This window comes from Kocuria sp. UBA1838, assembly GCF_002338785.1.
Taxonomy (GTDB): Bacteria; Actinomycetota; Actinomycetes; order Actinomycetales; family Micrococcaceae; genus Kocuria; species Kocuria marina.
The window spans coordinates 223,098-241,788 of sequence record NZ_DDIY01000017.1 but is presented as its reverse complement, the minus strand read 5'-3'; the positions used below and the strand labels follow the sequence as shown (position 1 = coordinate 241,788).

The window sequence follows — 18,691 nt, the reverse complement described above, 5'->3', positions numbered from 1 at the left end:
CCTGGTACTTCCCTGTGTGACTCGGGGCGGGTCCCGTCATGCGGACCCGCCCCGAGGAATTTCTTGCGTTACGGCTTCGTGGCCACGGCCACCTGGGCCGCCCGGACCACTCGAGCGCCCACCCGGAAGCCCGAGCGCAGCACCATGGACACGTGGTCCGGTTCCACCTCGTCGGTGGGTTGCTGCAGCACGGCCTCGTGGACGGTGGGGTCGAAGACCTCCCCCACCTCCCCGATCCGGGTGAGGCCCTTCTTGCCCAGGGCGTCCTCGAGCTTGGTCGCGATCGCGGCGAACGGGCCGTCCTCGAGGTCCCCGGCCTTGCGAGCGGCGTCGACGTCGTCCAGGACCGGCAGCAGCGCGGTGATCATCTCGCCGGAGACGAAGTCCCGCAGCTGATCCTTCTCCCGCGCGGTGCGGTTCTTGAAGTTCACGAACTCCGCCTGCAGCCGACGCAGGTCCTCGAGACGCTCGTCCGCGAGCTTCTGCGCGGCGGACTCGCCCGCCGGGGCGGCGTCGTCCTGCGACGACGCCGCGTCCGCGGCCTGCGTGTCCCCGGCCTGGGCGTCCTGGGACTGAGGGGTGTCCAGGATGTCGTCCACGGTCAGCCCCTCACCGCCCTCGGAACGCTCGGTGCCGGTGGAGTCCTGAGCTGAATGATCCGGGTCCTCCGGCACGGACTCGCCGTGACCCTTGGTGTTCTCGGAATCGCTCATGCTCACTTCCTCCCGTTCTTACCGTCTTCGTCGTCCACGACCTCGGCGTCGACGATGTCGTCGTCGTCCTTGGCCTGCGCACCCTGAGCGCCCTCGGCACCCGGTTGGGCACCGGCGGCACCCTCGCTCTGGGCCTGGGCGTACAGCGCCTCACCGATCTTGGTCTGGGAGGCCTGCAACTTCTCGAACGCGGTCTTCACGGCGTCGTCGTCGTCACCCTCGAGGGCGGACTTCACGGCGTCGACGTCGGCCTGGACCTCGGTCTTGACGTCCTCGGGGATCTTGCCCTCGTCGTCGTTGAGCAGCTTCTCCACGGAGTACGCCTGCTGTTCCGCGTTGTTGCGACGGTCGGCGGCCTCACGGCGCTGCTTGTCCGCGTCGGCGTTCGCCTCGGCGTCCTTGACCATGCGGTCGATGTCCTCCTTGGACAGCGAGGTACCGCCCGTGATGGTCATGGACTGTTCCTTGCCCGTGCCCTTGTCCTTCGCGGACACGTGCACGATGCCGTTCGCGTCGATGTCGAACGTGACCTCGATCTGCGGCATGCCGCGCGGGGCCGGGGCGATGCCCGTGAGCTCGAACGTGCCCAGGTTCTTGTTGTCCCGGGTGAACTCGCGCTCGCCCTGGAAGACCTGGATGGACACGGACGGCTGGTTGTCCTCCGCGGTGGTGAAGGTCTCGGACCGCTTGGTGGGGATGGCCGTGTTGCGCTCGATGAGCTTGGTCATCACGCCGCCCTTGGTCTCGATGCCCAGCGACAGCGGGGTCACGTCGATCAGCAGCACGTCCTTGCGGTCGCCCTTGAGCACACCGGCCTGGATCGCGGCGCCGATGGCCACGACCTCGTCCGGGTTCACGCCCTTGTTGGGGGCCTTACCCGCGAGCTCGGTGACCTTCTCGACCACGGCGGGCATACGGGTGGAACCACCCACGAGCACCACGTGGTCGATGTCGGAGACATTGATCCCGGCCTCGGAGATGACGTCCTTGAACGGCTTCTCGGTGCGGGCCAGCAGGTCCTTGGTGAGGTCCTCGAACTTGGCACGGGAGAGCTTCTCGTCCAGGTGCACGGGGCCCTCGGGGGTCACGGACAGGTACTGCAGGGAGATGGTCGTGGACGTCGCGGAGGACAGTTCCTTCTTGGCCTGCTCGGCCGCCTCCTTCAAGCGCTGCAGGGCGATCTTGTCCTTGGACAGGTCCGCACCGGTCTTGGACTTCACCTGCTCCAGCAGCCAGTCCACGATGCGCTGGTCCCAGTCGTCGCCACCGAGGCGGTTGTCACCGGCGGTGGCGCGGACCTGGATGGTGGAGAAGTCATCCTCGTCCTTGCCGACCTCCAACAGGGAGACGTCGAACGTGCCGCCACCGAGGTCGAAGACCAGGATGAGCTCGTCCTCCTTGCCCTTCTCCAGACCGTATGCCAGGGCCGCGGCGGTGGGCTCGTTGACGATGCGCAGCACGTTCATGCCGGCGATCTCACCGGCCTCCTTGGTGGCCTGGCGCTCGGCGTCGTTGAAGTACGCGGGAACAGTGATCACGGCGTCCGTGACCGTGTCGCCCAGGTAGGACTCGGCGTCCGCCTTGAGCTTCATGAGCGTACGGGCGGAGATCTCCTGCGGGGTGTACTTCTTGCCGTCGATCTCGGTGGTCCAGTCCGTGCCCATGTGGCGCTTCACGGAGGCCACGGTGCGGTCCACGTTGGTCACGGCCTGGCGCTTGGCCACGTCGCCCACGAGGGTCTCGCCGTCCTTGGAGAAGGCGACAACGGACGGGGTGGTGCGGTTGCCCTCGGCGTTCGCAATGACGACGGGCTCGCCGCCTTCCAGTACGGATACCACGGAGTTAGTGGTACCGAGGTCGATTCCTACTGCACGAGACATGTTCTATCCCTTCGTTGTTCCGATGCGGTCCGGAGGGGCGCCGACGCGGCCGGTCCGTGAACCTTTAAGACTTGAGCTTTCGAGACTCAAGTTTACACCTTGAGCTACCCCTGTCAACCTAAGTTGAGTCGCAACGGCTCAAGTATCTGCACACCGCGTCTCGCCCGAGCTGCCGGGAATTCCACAGCAATTCGGGGGTGGACACTTAGCCGCGTTACACTGATGAGTTTGTACGCCCAGGGCGAAACGTGCCGGGCCCGCACTGACCCCGACCCCTCCAGGAGCGCCACCGCACCACACGAGCTCACCGATCACCCACCGCCGCAGTCAGGAGAACTGTCTTGAGCACGCCACCGCATTCCACGGACCGAGAACCATCGACCACCCCGCCCCACGACCACGCCACCCAGGGATCGACCGCCCGCAGCCGCCCCCGGAAGATCATCGACGAGCTCACCTACCCCCACGGCATCCACCCGGCACTGGTGCCGGGCGTCGGCGTGGAGGACCGCAAGGTCAAGTTCGGCACCGACAAGGTGGTCTTCGCCATCACCGCGGTCCTCGTGGTGGGCTTCATCGCATGGGGTGTCCTCAGCACGGACAGCCTCTCCACGGTCTCCGCCACGGCGCTCGCGTGGGTCACGGACAACACCGGCTGGTTCTTCATCCTGCTCTCCACAGCGGCCGTGGTCTTCATGATCTTCATCGGCTTCACCCGCACCGGAAGAATCAAGCTGGGCCGCGACGACGAGGAGCCCGAGTACTCCTTCTTCTCCTGGCTCGCGATGCTCTTCGCTGCGGGCATGGGCATCGGCCTGGTCTTCTACGGCGCGTTCGAGCCGATGACCTACTACGAGGGCGGGATCCCCGGCTTCGCGCACGCGGCCGAGGCCGGCAGCGACTCCATGATCGTCTACGCCCTCGTGCAGTCCGCCTTCCACTGGGCCCTGAACCCGTGGGCCATCTACGCCGTCGTCGGCGTCTCCGTGGCCTACGGCGCCTACCGCCGCGGCCGCGCGCCACTGATCTCGCGTGTGTTCACCGCGCTGCTCGGCCACAAACGCGTGGACGGCACCATGGGCAAGCTGATCGACGTCTTCGCGATCTTCGCAACCCTCTTCGGCACCGCTGCGTCCCTGGGCGTGGGAGCCATGCAGATAGGCTCCGGCATCTCGATCGTGGGCGGCATCGACAAGCTCAGCAACAACGCGCTGATCGTGATCATCGTGCTGCTGTCCGTGGGCTTCATCATCTCCGCCGTGTCGGGCGTCTCGCGCGGCATCCGCTACCTGTCGAACATCAACCTCTCACTCGCCTTCGTGCTGGCGCTGTTCGTGTTCCTCGTGGGGCCCACTGTCTTCCTGCTAACGCTGATCCCCTCCACGTTCTCCACCTACATCTCCGAGTACCTCTTCATGACCGGCCAGTCGGCCGCGTGGGGCCCGCAGAGCGCCGAGTTCTCCAACACGTGGACCGTGTACTACTGGGCCTGGTGGCTCTCGTGGTCCCCGTTCGTGGGCATGTTCATCGCCAAGATCTCCCGTGGCCGCACCATCCGCCAGTTCGTGACCGTCGTGCTCGTGGTCCCGGCCTCGGTGTGCATCCTGTGGTTCATCGTCTTCGGCGGCTCCGCCATGTTCTTCGCGAAGAACGGGGCGGACCTCTCCGTGGAAAACGGCGCTGAGTCCATGCTCTTTGGACTCTTCGACCAGCTCCCGCTCACGGCCGTCACCTCGGTGCTGGCCATGGTCGTCATCGGCATCTTCTTCGTGACGAGTGCGGACTCCGCCTCCGTGGTCATGGGCACCATGACCCAGCGCGGGCGCCCGGACCCCAGCAAGTGGATCGTCATCTTTTGGGGCGCGTGCCTCGCCGGCATCGCGATCGTCATGATCCTGGTGGCGGGCAACGACGCCCTGGCCGGTATGCAGCGCTTGGTGATCGTCTCGGCGCTGCCGTTCGCGGTGATCGTGGCCATGATGATGGTCGCCCTGTACCGGGACCTGCGCTACGACCCGGCCACGCTACGCACCAAGTTCGCGTACTCGGCTGTCCAGAAGGCCGTGGCCTCCGGGCTCGCCGAGCACGGTGACAACTTCGCCCTGCAGGTGGAGCGCGCCGAGGGCCATCGCGCCGCCGGCGACGCGTTCGACTCGCACGATCCGGCAATCACCGAGTGGTATCGCCAGACGGACGAGAACGGGGACGAGACCGACTTCGCGTACAAGTCGGCGTGGGTCTCCTCGGCCGTCGACGACATCGCGGACGGCACCCCCGAGGGCGAGGCCCCGTGGGAACAGACCACGCCGAAGCACCGCAACGACCAGTGACACCGATGGCCCGCTGAACCGGGCCCCCTCCCGAACGCGGGGTGCACGTCATGGGACGCGCACCCCGCGTTCGCGTACCGGGACACCGTTTGGTCCCGCACGGCCACGCTGCGTACGTTGGTGCGCATGAACGACGGCCCACCACAATCCCCCGATCCGGATCCCGATTCCCGGCCCCGGCCCATAAGCCCATCGGGAGACGGGCCCGACGACGCCGCGCGCGAGCACGCGCCCGGCGCCCCCGGCACGGGCGGGGCGAGCGGGAAGGGGACCCAACGGCGTCGTGCGTCGCTGTCCCTGGAGACGATCGTGGACACCTCGATCGCGGTACTGGACCGCGAGGGGTCGCGGCGCCTGACCCTGCGCAGGCTCGCGACCGAGCTCAACAGCGGCGTGGCGAGTCTCTACTGGTACACCACCGGCAAGGACGACCTCATGGCCCTGGTCACGAGCGAGGTCCTGGGCCGCGCGCTGGGCCAGTTCCACGCGCTGTGCGGGGACGGCGAGCCGGGGCCGGAGGAGTTCGCGGCCTTCCCGGCACCCAGGGCGGATCCCCGTACGAGCGCGGCCACGGCGCAGGCCCTCGAGGAACTGCAGTGCCTGTGCCTGTGCTTGTTCTCCCAGATGCGCGAGCACCCGTGGCTCGCCGGGCAGCTGCTCAGCACCGCCCGCAGCGAGGAGAACGCGTTGCGCACGTGGGAGTGCACGGGACAGTTGCTGCAGCGCATGGAGCTCGACGCCGAACAGCGGTTCTACGCATCCCTCGCCGTGGCCAACTACGCGTTCGGAACGGGCGCGGGAATCGCCCACCGTCACAACCGGCCCGCCGCGGAGGAATCCGCCCGGCAGGTGCACGAAAAACTGGAACGGGCGGGCCATTCGGGGCCGGGGATGCTCCCGGTGGTGCGTGCCATGCTGGACTCGTTCGGTGAACACGACGACCGCTCGGAATACATCGCGGGCCTGGAACTGCTGCTCGCGGGCATCGAACGTCAGACGTGGGGTGGCTCCTCGACACCTTGAGGCCACTCACGGGGAACGGATTTTTCGTACAGTGGAGGTCATGTTCTCCATCGTCACGGTTTGCACCGGCAACATCTGCCGCTCGCCCATGGCCGAGGCCCTGCTGCGATCCGAGCTCACCGACGCCGGTCTCGCGCAGCGCGTCCGCGTCAGCTCGGCGGGCGTGAGTGACGAGGAACACGGCAACCCCGTGGATCCCCGCGCCCGCACCGTCCTGAACAGGAACCACCTGGAACTGCCCGAGCATCAGGCACACAGGATCACGGACGTCGAGCTCGCGGACGCGGACCTGATCCTCGCCATGACCCGGTCCCACAGGGACCAGCTGCAGCGCCGACTGCCCACGGACGACGCCCGGAAGGTCCGGCTCATGCGCAGCTTCGACCCGGCCGTGGCCGACTCACAGGCGGGCCTCGACATCGCCGACCCGTGGTACGGCGGTTCGGACGACTTCGACACCGCGTGGGAACAGATTACGGCCGCCACCCCGGGCGTGGTCTCGTGGGTCGAGGATCGGATCGACGCGCGGTGATCTCCCCGGACGAGGGTTTCCAGGACGACGAGATCGCCCAGTACCCGGAAGGCGTCAACCTCGCACGGTTGCTGCCCCCACCCACGCGCAAGCCGTTCATCGTGGGCATCGACGGCCGTTCCGGAGCGGGCAAGACCACGCTGACCGAGCAACTCTCGCGGGTGCTGGAGCGCTCGCACGATGTCGTGAGCTTCCACCTCGAGGACATCTACCCTGGGTGGAACGGACTGCTCGAGGGCATGGAACGGTACCGCGGTGAGATCCTCGAACCGTTGCGCCGCGAGGAGGACGCCCACTGGACCGCGTGGGACTGGCTGACCAACGAGCCCGGCACCCCGCGTCTGACCCGCACCGCTCAGATCGTGCTCGTGGAGGGCGTCGGGGCGTGCCACCGCGAGGCCCGGGCGTTGTTGGACGTCTCCGTGTGGGTCGAACTTCCCGCCTCACAGCGCAAACAGCGCGCCCTGGACCGGGACGGCGCCACGTACGAGAAGTACTGGGACGTGTGGGCGGAGCAGGAGGAGCAGTACCTCGGTGAGGACCCCGTGTGGGAGTCCGCCGAGATCCTCCACCCCGGACCCTCACCCCAGGAACCGGGCACGGAACAGCGGGACACCCCGTGATTTCGCCCGGTGCCGGGACACCCGCTCCGTCCCCCGCAGCACCTGGACCCGCCGCGGCCGTGCTGATCTCCCCGATCGGTGCCCCGCCGCGGCTCGTGGACCCGCATGAGGCGCACGTGAGCCTCGAGGACCAGGGACTCACCCGCGGGGACGGCGTCTTCGAGACCCTCCACGTCCTGGACGGCACCGCGTACAAGCTCGACGCCCACCTGGTCAGGCTGGGGCATTCCGCGGGGACCGCCCAATTGCCCGCACCGTCCGCGGATACGTGGCGCGAGGCCCTGACGACGGCGCTCGCGGCGGCCGGTCCCGGCGCCCGCGACCCCTCGGCCGATCTCGGGGCGGAGCACACGGTCAAGTTGAGCATCAGCCGCGGTGTCCCCGGTGATCAGCCGTGGGCGTGGCTCACGGTCGCGCCCGTCCCCAAGCGGACGTTCGCCGCCCGGCGCACGGGGGTGTCCGTGGTGTTGCTCGAGCGCGGCCACGACCCCGCGGAGGACACCGGGTTGCCGTGGCTGCTCCCGGGGGTCAAGACCCTGTCCTACGCGGTCAACATGGCCGCGGTGCGCTACGCCCACGCCCACGGCGCGCAGGACGCCGTGTTCATGACCTCCACGGACCACAGGATCCTGGAGGGCGCCACGTCCTCGGTGGTGTGCGCACGGCACGACGACGGCGCTGCGCCCACCCTGCTCACGCCCGAACCGTCCCGCGGGGTCCTGCCGGGGACCTCGCAAGCCCGGATCTTCGACGCCGCCCGCGAGCGCGGCTGGGCCGTGGACTACGGACCGCTGTACCCCGAGGACCTCTTCGCAGCGAGCGCCGTGTGGCTCACGTCCTCGGTGCGGCTCGCGGTCCCGGTGACGAGCGTGGACGGGCGGCCCGTGGCCTCGGACCCGCAACTCACCCGCACCCTCACGGATTTCCTGCTGGGCCGCCCGGGGCGCTGAGCGCGTCACGGGTGGTCGCGCCCGCACCGCCCGTCCCATCTCGACATGCCCGGGCGCGAGTGCTCCCCCGTCACTTTCGGCGCATCACTGCCAGATGAAGCGGTGCGCCCCCGTGAGCAGGGACAGCGTCACCGCAGCGACCGCGATGAGCACGGTGGCACACCCCACGACCACGTCCACGCGGCCGAAACGGGGCACGCGCGCCCATGTGCGCGGACCCGCCCCGAAACCGCGCGCCTCCATGGTCATGGCCAGGCGCGTGGCCCGGCGCAAGGACTGCACGAGCAACGTGAACGCGAGACCGGCGAACTCGGTGAGAGCGGCCCACGGGCCCCGCGCTCCCCCCGCACCGCGGGCGCGCCGGGCCGCCGCGAGCACACCCCACTCGGTGACCATGACCTCCACGAGCCGCAGGGCTGCGAGCGCCGCGAGCACGAAGCGTGCCGGCAGCTTGAGGGTTTGGGCGAGACCGTCCGCGAGGTCCGTGGGGTCAGTCGTGAGCAGCACGGTGATCCCGGGCAGCGCGATCGCGAGACCACGCAGGGCGATCGCCCCACCGGCCGCGAGCGACCCCGTGGTGATCGTGATCCACCCCAGGTGTAGCAGGACGGGACCACCCTCCGGGGAGAGCACCGCGGTCCCCCACCCGCTGATCAGGGCGGCCACCACGATCGGCCACAGGGTCGTGAGCAGCCGCCACGGACCGATCCCGGCGGCAGCGAGCAGGAGCAGTTGGCCCCCGAGCGCCACGCCGCTCGTCACGGGGTCCGCGCTGACCACGAGCACCGCCGTGATCACGAGAGCCCCGAGCAGTTTCACCACGGCATTCGTCCGGGCGAGCAATCCCGTGCGGGCCACGGTGGGCAGCACGCTCGCGACCGTGCTCATGAGCCGAGCCTCAGCTCGTGCGCACCCAGGGCCGCAACCAGATCCCGGTCGTGAGTCACGACCACCACGGCCGTGCCCCCGTCCAGCTCCTCGACCAACAGGTCCACGAGTTCCTTCCAGGTCCGGGCGTCCTGCCCGAACGTGGGTTCGTCCAGGATCAGCACCCGCGGGGACGCCGCGAGAACCGTGCCCACGGACAGCCGCCGCTTTTGGCCACCGGACAGGGTGAACGGGTTGGCCTCGGCGAGCTCCTCGAGGCGCAGCCGTCGCAGCAGCTCGGCCACCCGGGCGTCGTCCTGGTCCTCCATCGCCTCGAGGACGCGCGCATCGCGACGGCCCACGCGGCGTCGTCGTTGCCGGGGACCGAACTCGAGTTCCTCGCGCACGGTGGGGCGCAGGAACTGGTGTTCGGGATGCTGGAACACGGTGCCCACGCGGGAGACCAGTTCCGCGCCGTCCCACAGGGAGGGATCAGCAGGCGCGTCGGTCGCGAGGGCGTCCGTGGCCCACACGGTGCCGTGCACGGGCAGCAGCAGTCCGGCGAGGGTCAGCGCGAGGGTGGACTTCCCGGCGCCGTTGACGCCTGTGACGGCCAGCGCGTGCCCCGCTCGGACGTCCACGGTGATGTTCTCGGCCGCCGGCGCCGCCCCCGTGCGCACGTCCGGCTCCGGGTACGCTTCCCCGCGCCGCCACGCGGCGAGCGCCCGACGACGCCGCCGCGCGAGCGCCCGCCGTCCCGGTTGGCTCCGGGACACGGCAAGATCGCGTGCGCTCAACAAGGTGGTGCCCGGTGCGACGGCGGCGGGCACGGTGGTGAAACCACCCGTATCCTGCGCAGACTGCGTGACATCCGAAGCCCTCACGGACGACGCGGCCGGCGCATTCTCCGTAGGCACAGCGGGCGGCGTGATGCCGTGTGGCCCCGCGGAGGCAGCCGTCTGCCGTACCGCGGGATCCATGCCATTCGAGGCATGCACGGGAGTGCGAGTGCGCGGCACCCAGCCGGGGACCCACGTACCCTGGTGCTGCAGCAGGTCCCGGGCGTCCTGCAGGGTCTGCTGCGCGGGGCCGTCGAAGGCCACCCGACCGTCGTCGCCCAGCACGATCACACGGTCCACGACCGGTTCCCACAGGGCCACCCTGTGCTCCACGACCACAAGGGTGGTCCCGTCCTCGCGCACCGCATCGGCCACGGCGCGGCACAGCTGCTGCGCCCCCTCGTGGTCCACGCTCGCCGTGGGTTCGTCCAGCAGCAGCAGCCGCGGGCACATGGCCAGGGTCCCGGCGAGCGCGAGACGTTGTTTCTGCCCCCCGGACAGTGCCGTGGTGGGGTGGTCGAGCGGGAGCTCCAGACCCGTGCGCGCGAGCGCTTCCCGCACGCGCGGCCAGATCCGCTCGCGGGGGACGGCGAGGTTCTCGAGGCCGAACGCGACGTCGTCCCCCACGCGCGAGAGGACCACCTGCGTCTCGGGGTCCTGGTGCATGAAGCCCACCGTGCCGCGGGCGTCGCGCGGGTCGACACCCCCGACGCTCAACCCGCCCGATGCGGAACGGCCGTCAGGGTCCTGGTCCACACCGGCCAGTGCCTGCAGGAGCGTGGACTTGCCCGCCCCGGACGGGCCCAGGAGCAGGACGCGTTCGCCGGGCTCGATGATCAGGTCCAGGTCCACCAGACTGGGCGTCTCGCGGCCGGGGTGATGCCATCCGAACCCCTCCAGGACCACCCGCGCGCCCGTGAGCTGCACGGTCGGTTCCGCGGTCATCGGCGCACGGCGCCGGAGGCCAGTGCTCCGAGGACACCTGTGGCCTGCAGGGCCTTCATCACGGCCCACATGAGCAACCCTGCGATCACGGCCCCGGAGAGCGTGGTCAGCGCCGCGTAGACGACCTGCTGATCCAGGGCCCACTCGAAGTTGTACATGATGTTCTCGCTCACGCCCAGGAACAGCCCGGATACAGCCCCACCGATCGCCGCAGTCACGGGACCGAACCGGCGGTAACGGGTCAGGAGGAACACGACCTCCACACCGAGGCCCTGCACCAGACCGGAGAGCACCACGAGCCACCCGAAATGCGTTCCCAGGAAGCCCTCGATCACGGCCGCGAGCAACTCGCAGAACAGGGCCGCGCCCGGTTTGCGGATGATCAGGGCGCCCAGGGTACCCGCCACGAGCCAGCCCCCCGCGATGAGCCCCGCGGACGGCGGGTAGGCCACCGTGCCCGCCGAGACCGCCGGGTACAGGAGGTTGGACCACATCCAGAAGATCACGGCGCACACCGCGGCCAATACGGCGGTGACCACGATGTCCACGACCCGCCACGACGAGCTGCGGTTGCCGCTTGCGCGCGGTGTACGGGTGGGGGTGTTACCGACCTGCGTCATGCTGAATCCTCCTGAAGATCCCAGGAGGGGAAGAACACCACCCGCCGTTGCGAGCGGGTCCTTGAGATACTCGACTCCCTAGCGCCGGTACGAGCCGGATCAGGTTCGAGGGTCTGCGCTCACGCGCACTCTCAGCGCCGCGGTGGCGCTCCCCTGTCGTTGAGACGCCAGTCTAGACCACGACGGCGGGTGGCCGGGCATCTCGCGTGCCCGGCCACCCGCCGTCGTACGTGCGTCCTACGCGGCCCCGGCCCACCCGTACGGGGGGCGCGGTACCCGCGGCTCAGATCTCGCTCTGGGAGCTACGGGAGGGATCGGAGTCCTTGGACTCGAACTTGGCCACCTGGCGGGAGATCCCCACCTTGATGACGGTGCCCACAACACCGGTGATCACGGCCCAGATGATGATGTCGGTCCAGGCCTCGTCCGGGTCCGGGTTCTTGGCGGGGGGCTCGTTGCCCGTGACCTGCTTCCACACCGCGGACAGGCCCTTGTTGGCCAGGGCCACGCCACCCAGGGACGCCACCGTGCCGAAAATGTCCATTACCTTGTTCATGAGGTTCTCCTTGTCTTGTGGGTGCCGGCGGCACCGGGTGGCCGACGACGTCGTGCTCGTTGCCCAGCATACGAAGCGCCGGGCGCGACGGGGCGGAAGGAACCCGGTCCCACCGAGAATTACGTCCTCAGCGAGATTCTTCCTCGCCGACGCGAGCGACGACCTCGCGCAGCTCGTCCTCCACGAGGTTCTTCTGGTTCAGGTGCTTGGAGCGGTAGGCGGCGCGGCCCACCATGTGCGCGGACACGGGCACCGTGAGCAGCTGGAACAGCCACGCGAGGATCATCAGCGGGATCATGCCGGGATTGCCGCTCTCGATCGCCACGGCCGTGAGCAGCAGGAGCAACCCCAGGACCTGGGGTTTGGTACCGGCGTGCATGCGCGAGAGCAGATCGGGGAAGCGCACCAGACCCACCGCCGCGGCCAGGGACATGAGGGCCCCCCCCACGAGGCACAGCAGCGCGATGACGTCCAGGACGGTGTGCCAGTTCATGAGCGCTCCAACCCCACATTGCGCGCGACCGTCACAGACCCCAGGAAGCCCACCAGGGAGATGATCACGAGCAGGATGATGTTGCTGGAGTGGTGGTTGTACACCATCTCGATGGCGAGACCCGCACCCACGATCGCGAGCAACACGTCCGTGGCGATCACCCGGTCCAACAGGGACGGGCCCTTGGCCAGCCGGTAGATCGTGCCCGCGGCCGCCACGGTGAGAATCGCACCGCACACCCACACGGCGACGTCTAACATGGTCATGGCCGCTCCTCCCCACGGCCGTCCAGGGCCTTGTTCATCTTGGTGGTCGGCGACGCGACGGCGCCGGAGGCGTCCGCGCCACCCGCGCCACCCGAGGCCTCCAGTTTCGCGAGGTCCTCCTTGGAGCCCATGATCTTGATCCACGCCGCCTCGATATTAAGCGCGGACTCCCGGAACGACTCCGCTTCCTCCGGCGTGGAGACGTCCAGCACGTGGAAGTACAGGATCCCGCTGCCGCGATCCACCTCCACCACGAGCGAGCCCGGGATCAGCGCCATGGTGTGACCCACGGCCGTCATGAGCAGGTCATTGTTCTGCCGCAGCTTCACCCGCAGCACTGCGTTGTGCACCTTGGGGCCCTGCATGAGCGCGACACCGAACACGTGGATGCTGGCCCGGGCCACCTGCCAGATGAATGTGACCACGAACAGCGCGAAATGCAGGACGTTGAACCGCCCGGACAACCGCACCGGGGGCAGCGTGAGCGTGCGGGTCACGAACACCGCGAGGATCAACCCGAAGACCAGGTTGCCCACGCTCCAGTCACCCCACAGGGCACCCCACACGACCACGAGCCACAGGATCAGGGGCAGCTCAGCCCGCAAGGAGTTCCGGGAGCGTCGCTGCATCGGGGACGTACTCATCGGCCCTCCTCGCTCACACCACCGGGACCCACGGGGGCCAGCACGGCATTGACGTATCGATCCGGATTGCTCAGGTTCTCGGACGCGTTGTCCGCGAGATCGAACAGCGGCCCGGCGAAGACTGTGAGTGCCACACCCACCGCCACGAGCGCGGTGGTCGCGCCCACCATGGTCCCGGGCAGCAGCACCACGGGGGACCGGCCGGAGAAGCGGCTGCCGGACTTGCCCGCCACCGCGCGGGACGTGCGGGGGCGGCGGCCCTCCGCGGTGGTGGCGCGCAGCACGGGGTCCGGGTACTCGGCGTCGTCCACGTCGCGCAGGAACACGCGGTTCCACACGCGGATCAGGGCCATGAGCGTGAGCAGCGAGACGAACACGGACACGCCCACGAGTAGGTAGCTCAGCCACGTCCCGGCCTCGACACCGGCCTCCAGGAGGGCCACCTTGCCCAGGAAGCCCGAGAACGGCGGGATGCCGCCCAGGTTCAGGGCCGGGATCATGTACAGCACCCCCAGCAGCGGAGAGATCTTGAGCATCCCGGCGAGGCGGTCCACGTTGGTGGAGCCACCGCGGCGCTCGATCAGCCCGGCGACCAGGAACAGGCTGGTCTGGATCACGATGTGATGCGCGATGTAGTAGACCACCGCGGCCAGGGCGGCCTGCGTGCCCAGTGCGATGCCGAAGATCATGTAGCCGATGTGACTGATCAGCGTGAACGAGAGCATACGTTTGATGTCGATCTGGGCGAGCGCGCCCAGGATGCCCACGATCATGGTCAGCAACGCGACCCACATCAGCAGATCTTTGATCTGCGTCCCGGGGAACAACAGGGTCTCGGTGCGGATGATCGAGTAGACGCCCACCTTGGTCAACAGGCCCGCGAACACCGCGGTCACCGGTGCGGACGCGGTCGGGTAGGAGTCGGGCAGCCAGAAGGACAGCGGGAAGATCGCGGCCTTGACACCGAACGCGATCAGCAGCATCAGGTGCAACTGCATCTGGGTGCCCTGCGGCAGGTCCGCGAGCTTCACGGACAGGTCCGCCATGTTCACGGTGGCGGTGGCGCCGTAGATCATCCCCAGGGAGATCAGGAACAGGATCGAGGAGATCACCGAGACGACCACGTAGGTCACGCCCGCGCGGATCCGCTGCGCCGTGCCACCCATGGTGAGCAGGACGTAGGAGGCGGTCAACAGGATCTCGAAGCCCACGTAGAGGTTGAAGAGGTCACCCGCGAGGAACGCGTGGGACACACCCGCGACCAGCAACAGGAACGTGGGGTAGAAGATGGAGATGGGGCCCTCGTCGTCCCCGCTGGCCACACCCTCGCTGACCGCATAGATCAACACCGCGAGGGACACCACCACGGAGACCACGAGCATGAGCGCGGACAACTGGTCCACGACCATCACGATGCCGTACGGGGCGGCCCAGTCCCCCAGGTGCACGACCTGCGGACCCTGGTTCCATACGTTCGCGAGCATGAACGCGTTCAGGATCAGCGTGAGCACCATGGCGCCCACGGTCACCCCGCGCTGCAGCCGGTTGCGGTGGACGATGATGAAGTTCAGGGCGGCGCCGAGGAACGGGATCAGGACCGCGAGCGGCGCGAACTGTGCCGGATCAGTGGTCATGCGGGCTCCTCCCTCGCACCTCGGAGAACTTCTCGGCCCTGTAGTGACCAGGCGATTCGGCGGCCTCTTCCTCGTTGTGACGCGACGGTGCGAACCGGGCGTCCGCGTGGTTGAACTCGGAGGTGTCCTGCGGCAGGGCGTCGTCGTCCTCGGCGTCGTACGAGGACTGCTGCGCCACGCGGCGGTCCTGGAGGTCGTCCTGGATCTCGTCCCGGCGGGCCAGGATCCACGAACGCCAGATCATGCTGAGGATGAAGGCGGTCGTGGCGAGCGAGATCACGATCGAGGTGAGCACGAGCGCCTGCGGCAGCGGGTCCGAGTACTCCGAGGGGTCGCGGGCGGCGTCGTACAACGGCGCGATGCCGGGCGTGCCGCTCGTGTGCAGGATCAGCAGGTTGGCCCCGTTGGTGAGCAGCATGATGCCCAGCAATACACGGGTGAGCGAGCGTTCCAGCAGGAGGTAGACCCCCACGGAGAACAGCACACCCATGATTACCAGGAGTGTGAGATTCACGGTCATCGCTGTGCCTCCTGGGGCTCGTCCCCGGAGACCAAGGAGCCCTCGGGAGCGTCGGGGTCGCCCGCCCTGTGCGCGGTGACCTCGGGGCCGTTACGGGTCAGGCGGATCCGGGCGCCGCGGCCCGCGCGCTTCTTCCGGGACTCCACGGCGGAACGCTCGATCCGTTCATCGATCCGCCCGCCCAGGGAGCGCAGGATGTCCAGCACCAGGCCCACCACGATCAGGTAGACACCGATGTCGAAGATCACGGCGGTGACGAACTTGACGTGACCGAAGACGAGCATGTCCCACTCGAACGTGTAGCTCTCCATCACGGCCCCGCCGAAGAACACGGGGACGATCGCGTACAGGGAGGCGATCGCCAGGCCCGCGCCGAGCATCCAGCCCGCGTTGACCGGGGTCGCGCGCTCGAGCTCGTAGCGTCCGCCCGCGAGGTAGCGCAGGGTCAGGGCGAGGGAGGCCATCAGGCCGCCGGCGAAGCCACCACCGGGGATGTTGTGCCCCGCGATGAGCAGGTAGAAGGACACGAGCATGAAGGTGTGGAACAGCAGCCGGGCCACGACCTCGAAGATGATCGAGCGCCGCTCCGGGGCGAGCGTGCGCCCCGCAAGCAGGAACGGGTCCGCGTCCGGGCGGGAGGTGAACCGGCGGGCGACCTCGAGCTGGCGGGTGTTCGCGTGCGGGAAGTGCGCTGCGGAGTCCGCGCCACGCACGATCTTCAGCTGCTGGGTGTCCAAGTCGTGACGTTCGCTGCGCAAGCGGTCCCCGCGTCCCTTGACGAAGATCAGGGACGCGATGCCCGTGGCGGCCACCGCGAGCACGGTGATCTCGCCCATGGTGTCCCACGCGCGGATGTCCACGAGCAGGACGTTGACCACGTTGGCGCCGTCGCCCATCTCGTAGGCCATCTGCGGCAGTTCCAGGGAGATCCGTTCCGCCGACCGCGAGGACATGGAAAACACCGCGAGCGCCATCATGAACAGTCCGAACACCACGGCGAAGACCGCGCGGAACACGCGGTGCCCGGTGGGCCGGCGGTTCCACAGCGGGCCGGGCAGGGAACGCAGGGCCAGGACGAACGCCACGAGGGAGATCGTCTCCACGAGCGTCTGGGTCAGGGCGAGGTCCGGCGCGCCGTAGAGCGCGAAGGTCAGGGCCAGGCCGTAGCCCGTGACCGAGACCAGCAGGACGGCCAGGAACCGCTTGCCCGCGGTGAGCACGAGCAGGGCCGCCACGATCATGGCGATCCCGGTGACCAGCTGGGCCGGGGAATCCGCGTAGCGGAACCCGGCGAGCGGCGGGGTCTCGTTCCAGAACAGGGCCACGAGCGGCACCACGATCGCGGTCACGAGGATCACGGACAGGTAGAACATCAGCGAACCACGCTGGGTCCGGCCGGTGAGCCACACCGCGACCATGTCCAGCACGTTGATGATCTTGCGGTAGACGAAGTCACCGGTGGGCAGTTCCGGCAACCGGTCCTGAAACGAGCCCACGGGCCGACGCGCGACGTACAACAGAGCGCCCACACCGATGATCAGCGCGGAGAGTCCCAGTGCCGGGGTCAGCCCGTGCCACAGCACCAGGTGCACGTGGGATTCGGCGACGTCCGGGAACTGTTCCTGGTAGCGCACGATCCCGGCCTCCACGGGAGCGGGCCACAGGCCGAACACCACCGTGAGCAGGGCCAGCACCGCAGGCGCCACGAGGAAGGCCCACGGCACCGGGGTGAACTCGCCGATGACCGACTGACCGTCCTCGGCGGCGTCGAGATCGGAGAACTGCGCGGGCTTGCGCGCGAAGCCGCCCCACAGGAACCGCGCGCTGTACGCGAAGGTGAGGATGGAGCCGAGCACCACGCACACGAGCGCGATCATGGCGAGCGGGTCCGAGGCGTGGTCCACGAACGCAGTGAGGACGGCTTCCTTGGTCACGAAGCCGAGCAGCGGCGGGATCCCGGCCATGGACGCCGCACCGATCATGGCCACCACGAACAGCATGGGTGCCGTCCGACCCACACCGGAGAGCCTGCGAATGTCACGGGTCCCGGCCTGGTGGTCGATGATGCCCACGCTCAGAAACAGGGTGGCCTTGAACAGACCGTGCGCGATGACCATGCCCATGCCGGCCATCGCGGTGTCCGCGGTGCCGAACGCCACGACCGCGGTGATGAAGCCCAACTGGCTCACCGTGCCGTACGCGAGGATCAGCTTGAGGTCGAACTGGCGCAGCGCGACCCAGCCGCCGAAGATCATGGTGCCCAGGCCCAGGGTCAGGGTGACGGGCAGCCACCACTGGGTGTCCACGAACCCGGGAGCGAGCCGCGCCACGAGGTAGATCCCGGCCTTGACCATGGCCGCGGCGTGCAGGTAGGCGGAGACCGGGGTGGGCGCCGCCATGGCGGCGGGCAGCCAGAAGTGGGTGGGGAACAGCGCGGACTTGGAGACTGCGCCGGCCAGGATCAGCACGAGCGCCACGTCCACCGTGGTGGAGCCCAGGAGCTCGGGGGCCGCCTCCAGGACCCGGGAGATCCGGAAGGTCCCGGCGGCGTTGCCGAGCATCACCAGGCCCACGAGCATTGCCAGACCGCCCGCGGTGGTGATGATGAGCGCCTGCAGGGCCGCCCGACGCGCGGCGAGCTTGGTGCGCGAATAGGAGATCAACAAGAAGGAGAGCACCGAGGTGATCTCCCAGAACACGAACAGCACCATGAGGTCGTCCGCGGTGACCAGACCGAACATGGCGCCCGCGAAGGCCACGAGCTGGGCGGCGAACGGGCCGATGCCCTGGGCGTCCGACTTGAAGTAGCGCGCACAGTACGCGAGGACGAGCGCTCCCACGCCCAGCACCAGCAGGCACATCATGTACGCGAGGGAATCCATCCGGAAGGACAGCGAGATCCCCAGCTGGGGGATCCATTCCACGGTGGTGGTCCACCCGTCCACGTCCGCGTGGGCGCGGGATGTCTGGGTGAAAAGCCAGATCAGACTCGCGAGTGGGACGAGGGCCACGAGGTAGAAGCCGGAGCGTCCGGTGCGCTTGAGGATCGCGGGTGCACACAGGGCCGCGAGCCCGTGGACAAGCAGCACCGCGATCATAGGACCTTACCTCTCGAGCCACGGATTACCCACGAGTACCTGTAAATGGGCCCACGGGGATCCGGGCGGAAATGGGGTGTCAGTTTCGAGTTCCCCAGCATAACAAAGCAGGGTGACTGTCCGTTTCGCCGCACGTCACGGGCCCCTCACCGCGGCGC

At 68.7% G+C, this 18,691-nt stretch carries 17 protein-coding genes and 1 riboswitch; of the genes, 5 read left to right on the top strand and 12 right to left on the bottom strand.

Annotated elements, in window-relative coordinates:
* Positions 1-68: 68 nt before the first annotated feature.
* Both B3I25_RS10195 and dnaK read right to left on the bottom strand, forming a co-directional pair.
* Positions 69-719, bottom strand: a complete 651-nt coding sequence (locus tag B3I25_RS10195; protein ID WP_064846334.1) for a nucleotide exchange factor GrpE — start codon at positions 717-719, stop codon at positions 69-71.
* Complete coding sequence (gene dnaK / locus B3I25_RS10190; RefSeq protein ID WP_085106162.1) at positions 716-2,593, bottom strand: molecular chaperone DnaK; 1,878 nt, start codon at positions 2,591-2,593, stop codon at positions 716-718. The genes B3I25_RS10195 and dnaK overlap by 4 nt, the downstream gene beginning before the upstream one ends.
* A 341-nt stretch (positions 2,594-2,934) precedes the next feature.
* Between dnaK and B3I25_RS10185 the strand changes: the two genes are divergently transcribed.
* The 5 genes from B3I25_RS10185 (at position 2,935) to B3I25_RS10165 (ending at position 8,051) form a co-directional block, all read left to right on the top strand.
* Positions 2,935-4,923 carry a BCCT family transporter gene (locus tag B3I25_RS10185; RefSeq protein WP_286738849.1) on the top strand — a complete coding sequence of 663 codons (1,989 nt, stop codon included), beginning with the start codon at positions 2,935-2,937 and terminating at the stop codon, positions 4,921-4,923.
* Between the two features lie 126 nt (positions 4,924-5,049).
* Entirely contained in the window at positions 5,050-5,946 is an 897-nt protein-coding gene (locus B3I25_RS10180; protein ID WP_286738847.1) for a TetR/AcrR family transcriptional regulator, read from the top strand.
* Positions 5,947-5,986: 40 nt separating this feature from the next.
* Complete coding sequence (locus B3I25_RS10175) at positions 5,987-6,478, top strand: low molecular weight protein-tyrosine-phosphatase (RefSeq protein ID WP_286738845.1); 492 nt, start codon at positions 5,987-5,989, stop codon at positions 6,476-6,478.
* Positions 6,475-7,101, top strand: a complete 627-nt coding sequence (locus B3I25_RS10170) for a hypothetical protein (RefSeq protein ID WP_085106159.1) — start codon at positions 6,475-6,477, stop codon at positions 7,099-7,101. The genes B3I25_RS10175 and B3I25_RS10170 overlap by 4 nt, the downstream gene beginning before the upstream one ends.
* Positions 7,098-8,051, top strand: a complete 954-nt coding sequence (locus B3I25_RS10165) for an aminotransferase class IV (protein WP_239319395.1) — start codon at positions 7,098-7,100, stop codon at positions 8,049-8,051. Before B3I25_RS10170 ends, B3I25_RS10165 begins: the two co-directional genes overlap by 4 nt.
* Positions 8,052-8,135: 84 nt before the next feature.
* Here B3I25_RS10165 and B3I25_RS10160 read toward each other — a convergent pair whose 3' ends face one another.
* From B3I25_RS10160 to B3I25_RS10115, 10 genes are all read right to left on the bottom strand, one after another.
* Positions 8,136-8,939 carry an energy-coupling factor transporter transmembrane component T family protein gene (locus tag B3I25_RS10160; RefSeq protein WP_035964082.1) on the bottom strand — a complete coding sequence of 268 codons (804 nt, stop codon included), beginning with the start codon at positions 8,937-8,939 and terminating at the stop codon, positions 8,136-8,138.
* On the bottom strand, positions 8,936-10,702 hold the full coding sequence (locus B3I25_RS10155) for an ABC transporter ATP-binding protein (protein ID WP_286738842.1): 1,767 nt from the start codon (positions 10,700-10,702) through the stop codon (positions 8,936-8,938). Before B3I25_RS10155 ends, B3I25_RS10160 begins: the two co-directional genes overlap by 4 nt.
* Positions 10,699-11,322, bottom strand: coding sequence for an ECF transporter S component (locus tag B3I25_RS10150; RefSeq protein ID WP_098053699.1), 624 nt, complete (start codon positions 11,320-11,322; stop codon positions 10,699-10,701). Before B3I25_RS10150 ends, B3I25_RS10155 begins: the two co-directional genes overlap by 4 nt.
* Before the next feature lie 58 nt (positions 11,323-11,380).
* A riboswitch (TPP riboswitch) is annotated at positions 11,381-11,487 on the bottom strand.
* Between the two features lie 118 nt (positions 11,488-11,605).
* Positions 11,606-11,878, bottom strand: a complete 273-nt coding sequence (locus B3I25_RS10145; RefSeq protein WP_098053697.1) for a DUF4235 domain-containing protein — start codon at positions 11,876-11,878, stop codon at positions 11,606-11,608.
* Positions 11,879-12,005: 127 nt separating this feature from the next.
* Positions 12,006-12,371: a monovalent cation/H(+) antiporter subunit G gene (mnhG, locus tag B3I25_RS10140; RefSeq protein ID WP_286738827.1), complete on the bottom strand. Its 366-nt coding sequence runs from the start codon at positions 12,369-12,371 to the stop codon at positions 12,006-12,008.
* Entirely contained in the window at positions 12,368-12,631 is a 264-nt protein-coding gene (locus B3I25_RS10135; RefSeq protein ID WP_085106263.1) for a monovalent cation/H+ antiporter complex subunit F, read from the bottom strand. Before B3I25_RS10135 ends, mnhG begins: the two co-directional genes overlap by 4 nt.
* A 2-nt stretch (positions 12,632-12,633) precedes the next feature.
* Positions 12,634-13,281 carry a Na+/H+ antiporter subunit E gene (locus tag B3I25_RS10130; protein WP_286738826.1) on the bottom strand — a complete coding sequence of 216 codons (648 nt, stop codon included), beginning with the start codon at positions 13,279-13,281 and terminating at the stop codon, positions 12,634-12,636.
* Positions 13,278-14,915: a Na+/H+ antiporter subunit D gene (locus B3I25_RS10125; RefSeq protein WP_286738824.1), complete on the bottom strand. Its 1,638-nt coding sequence runs from the start codon at positions 14,913-14,915 to the stop codon at positions 13,278-13,280. The genes B3I25_RS10130 and B3I25_RS10125 overlap by 4 nt, the downstream gene beginning before the upstream one ends.
* Entirely contained in the window at positions 14,905-15,435 is a 531-nt protein-coding gene (locus tag B3I25_RS10120; RefSeq protein WP_239319407.1) for a Na(+)/H(+) antiporter subunit C, read from the bottom strand. The genes B3I25_RS10125 and B3I25_RS10120 overlap by 11 nt, the downstream gene beginning before the upstream one ends.
* Positions 15,432-18,533, bottom strand: a complete 3,102-nt coding sequence (locus B3I25_RS10115; protein ID WP_286738821.1) for a Na+/H+ antiporter subunit A — start codon at positions 18,531-18,533, stop codon at positions 15,432-15,434. Before B3I25_RS10115 ends, B3I25_RS10120 begins: the two co-directional genes overlap by 4 nt.
* Positions 18,534-18,691: the final 158 nt, after the last annotated feature.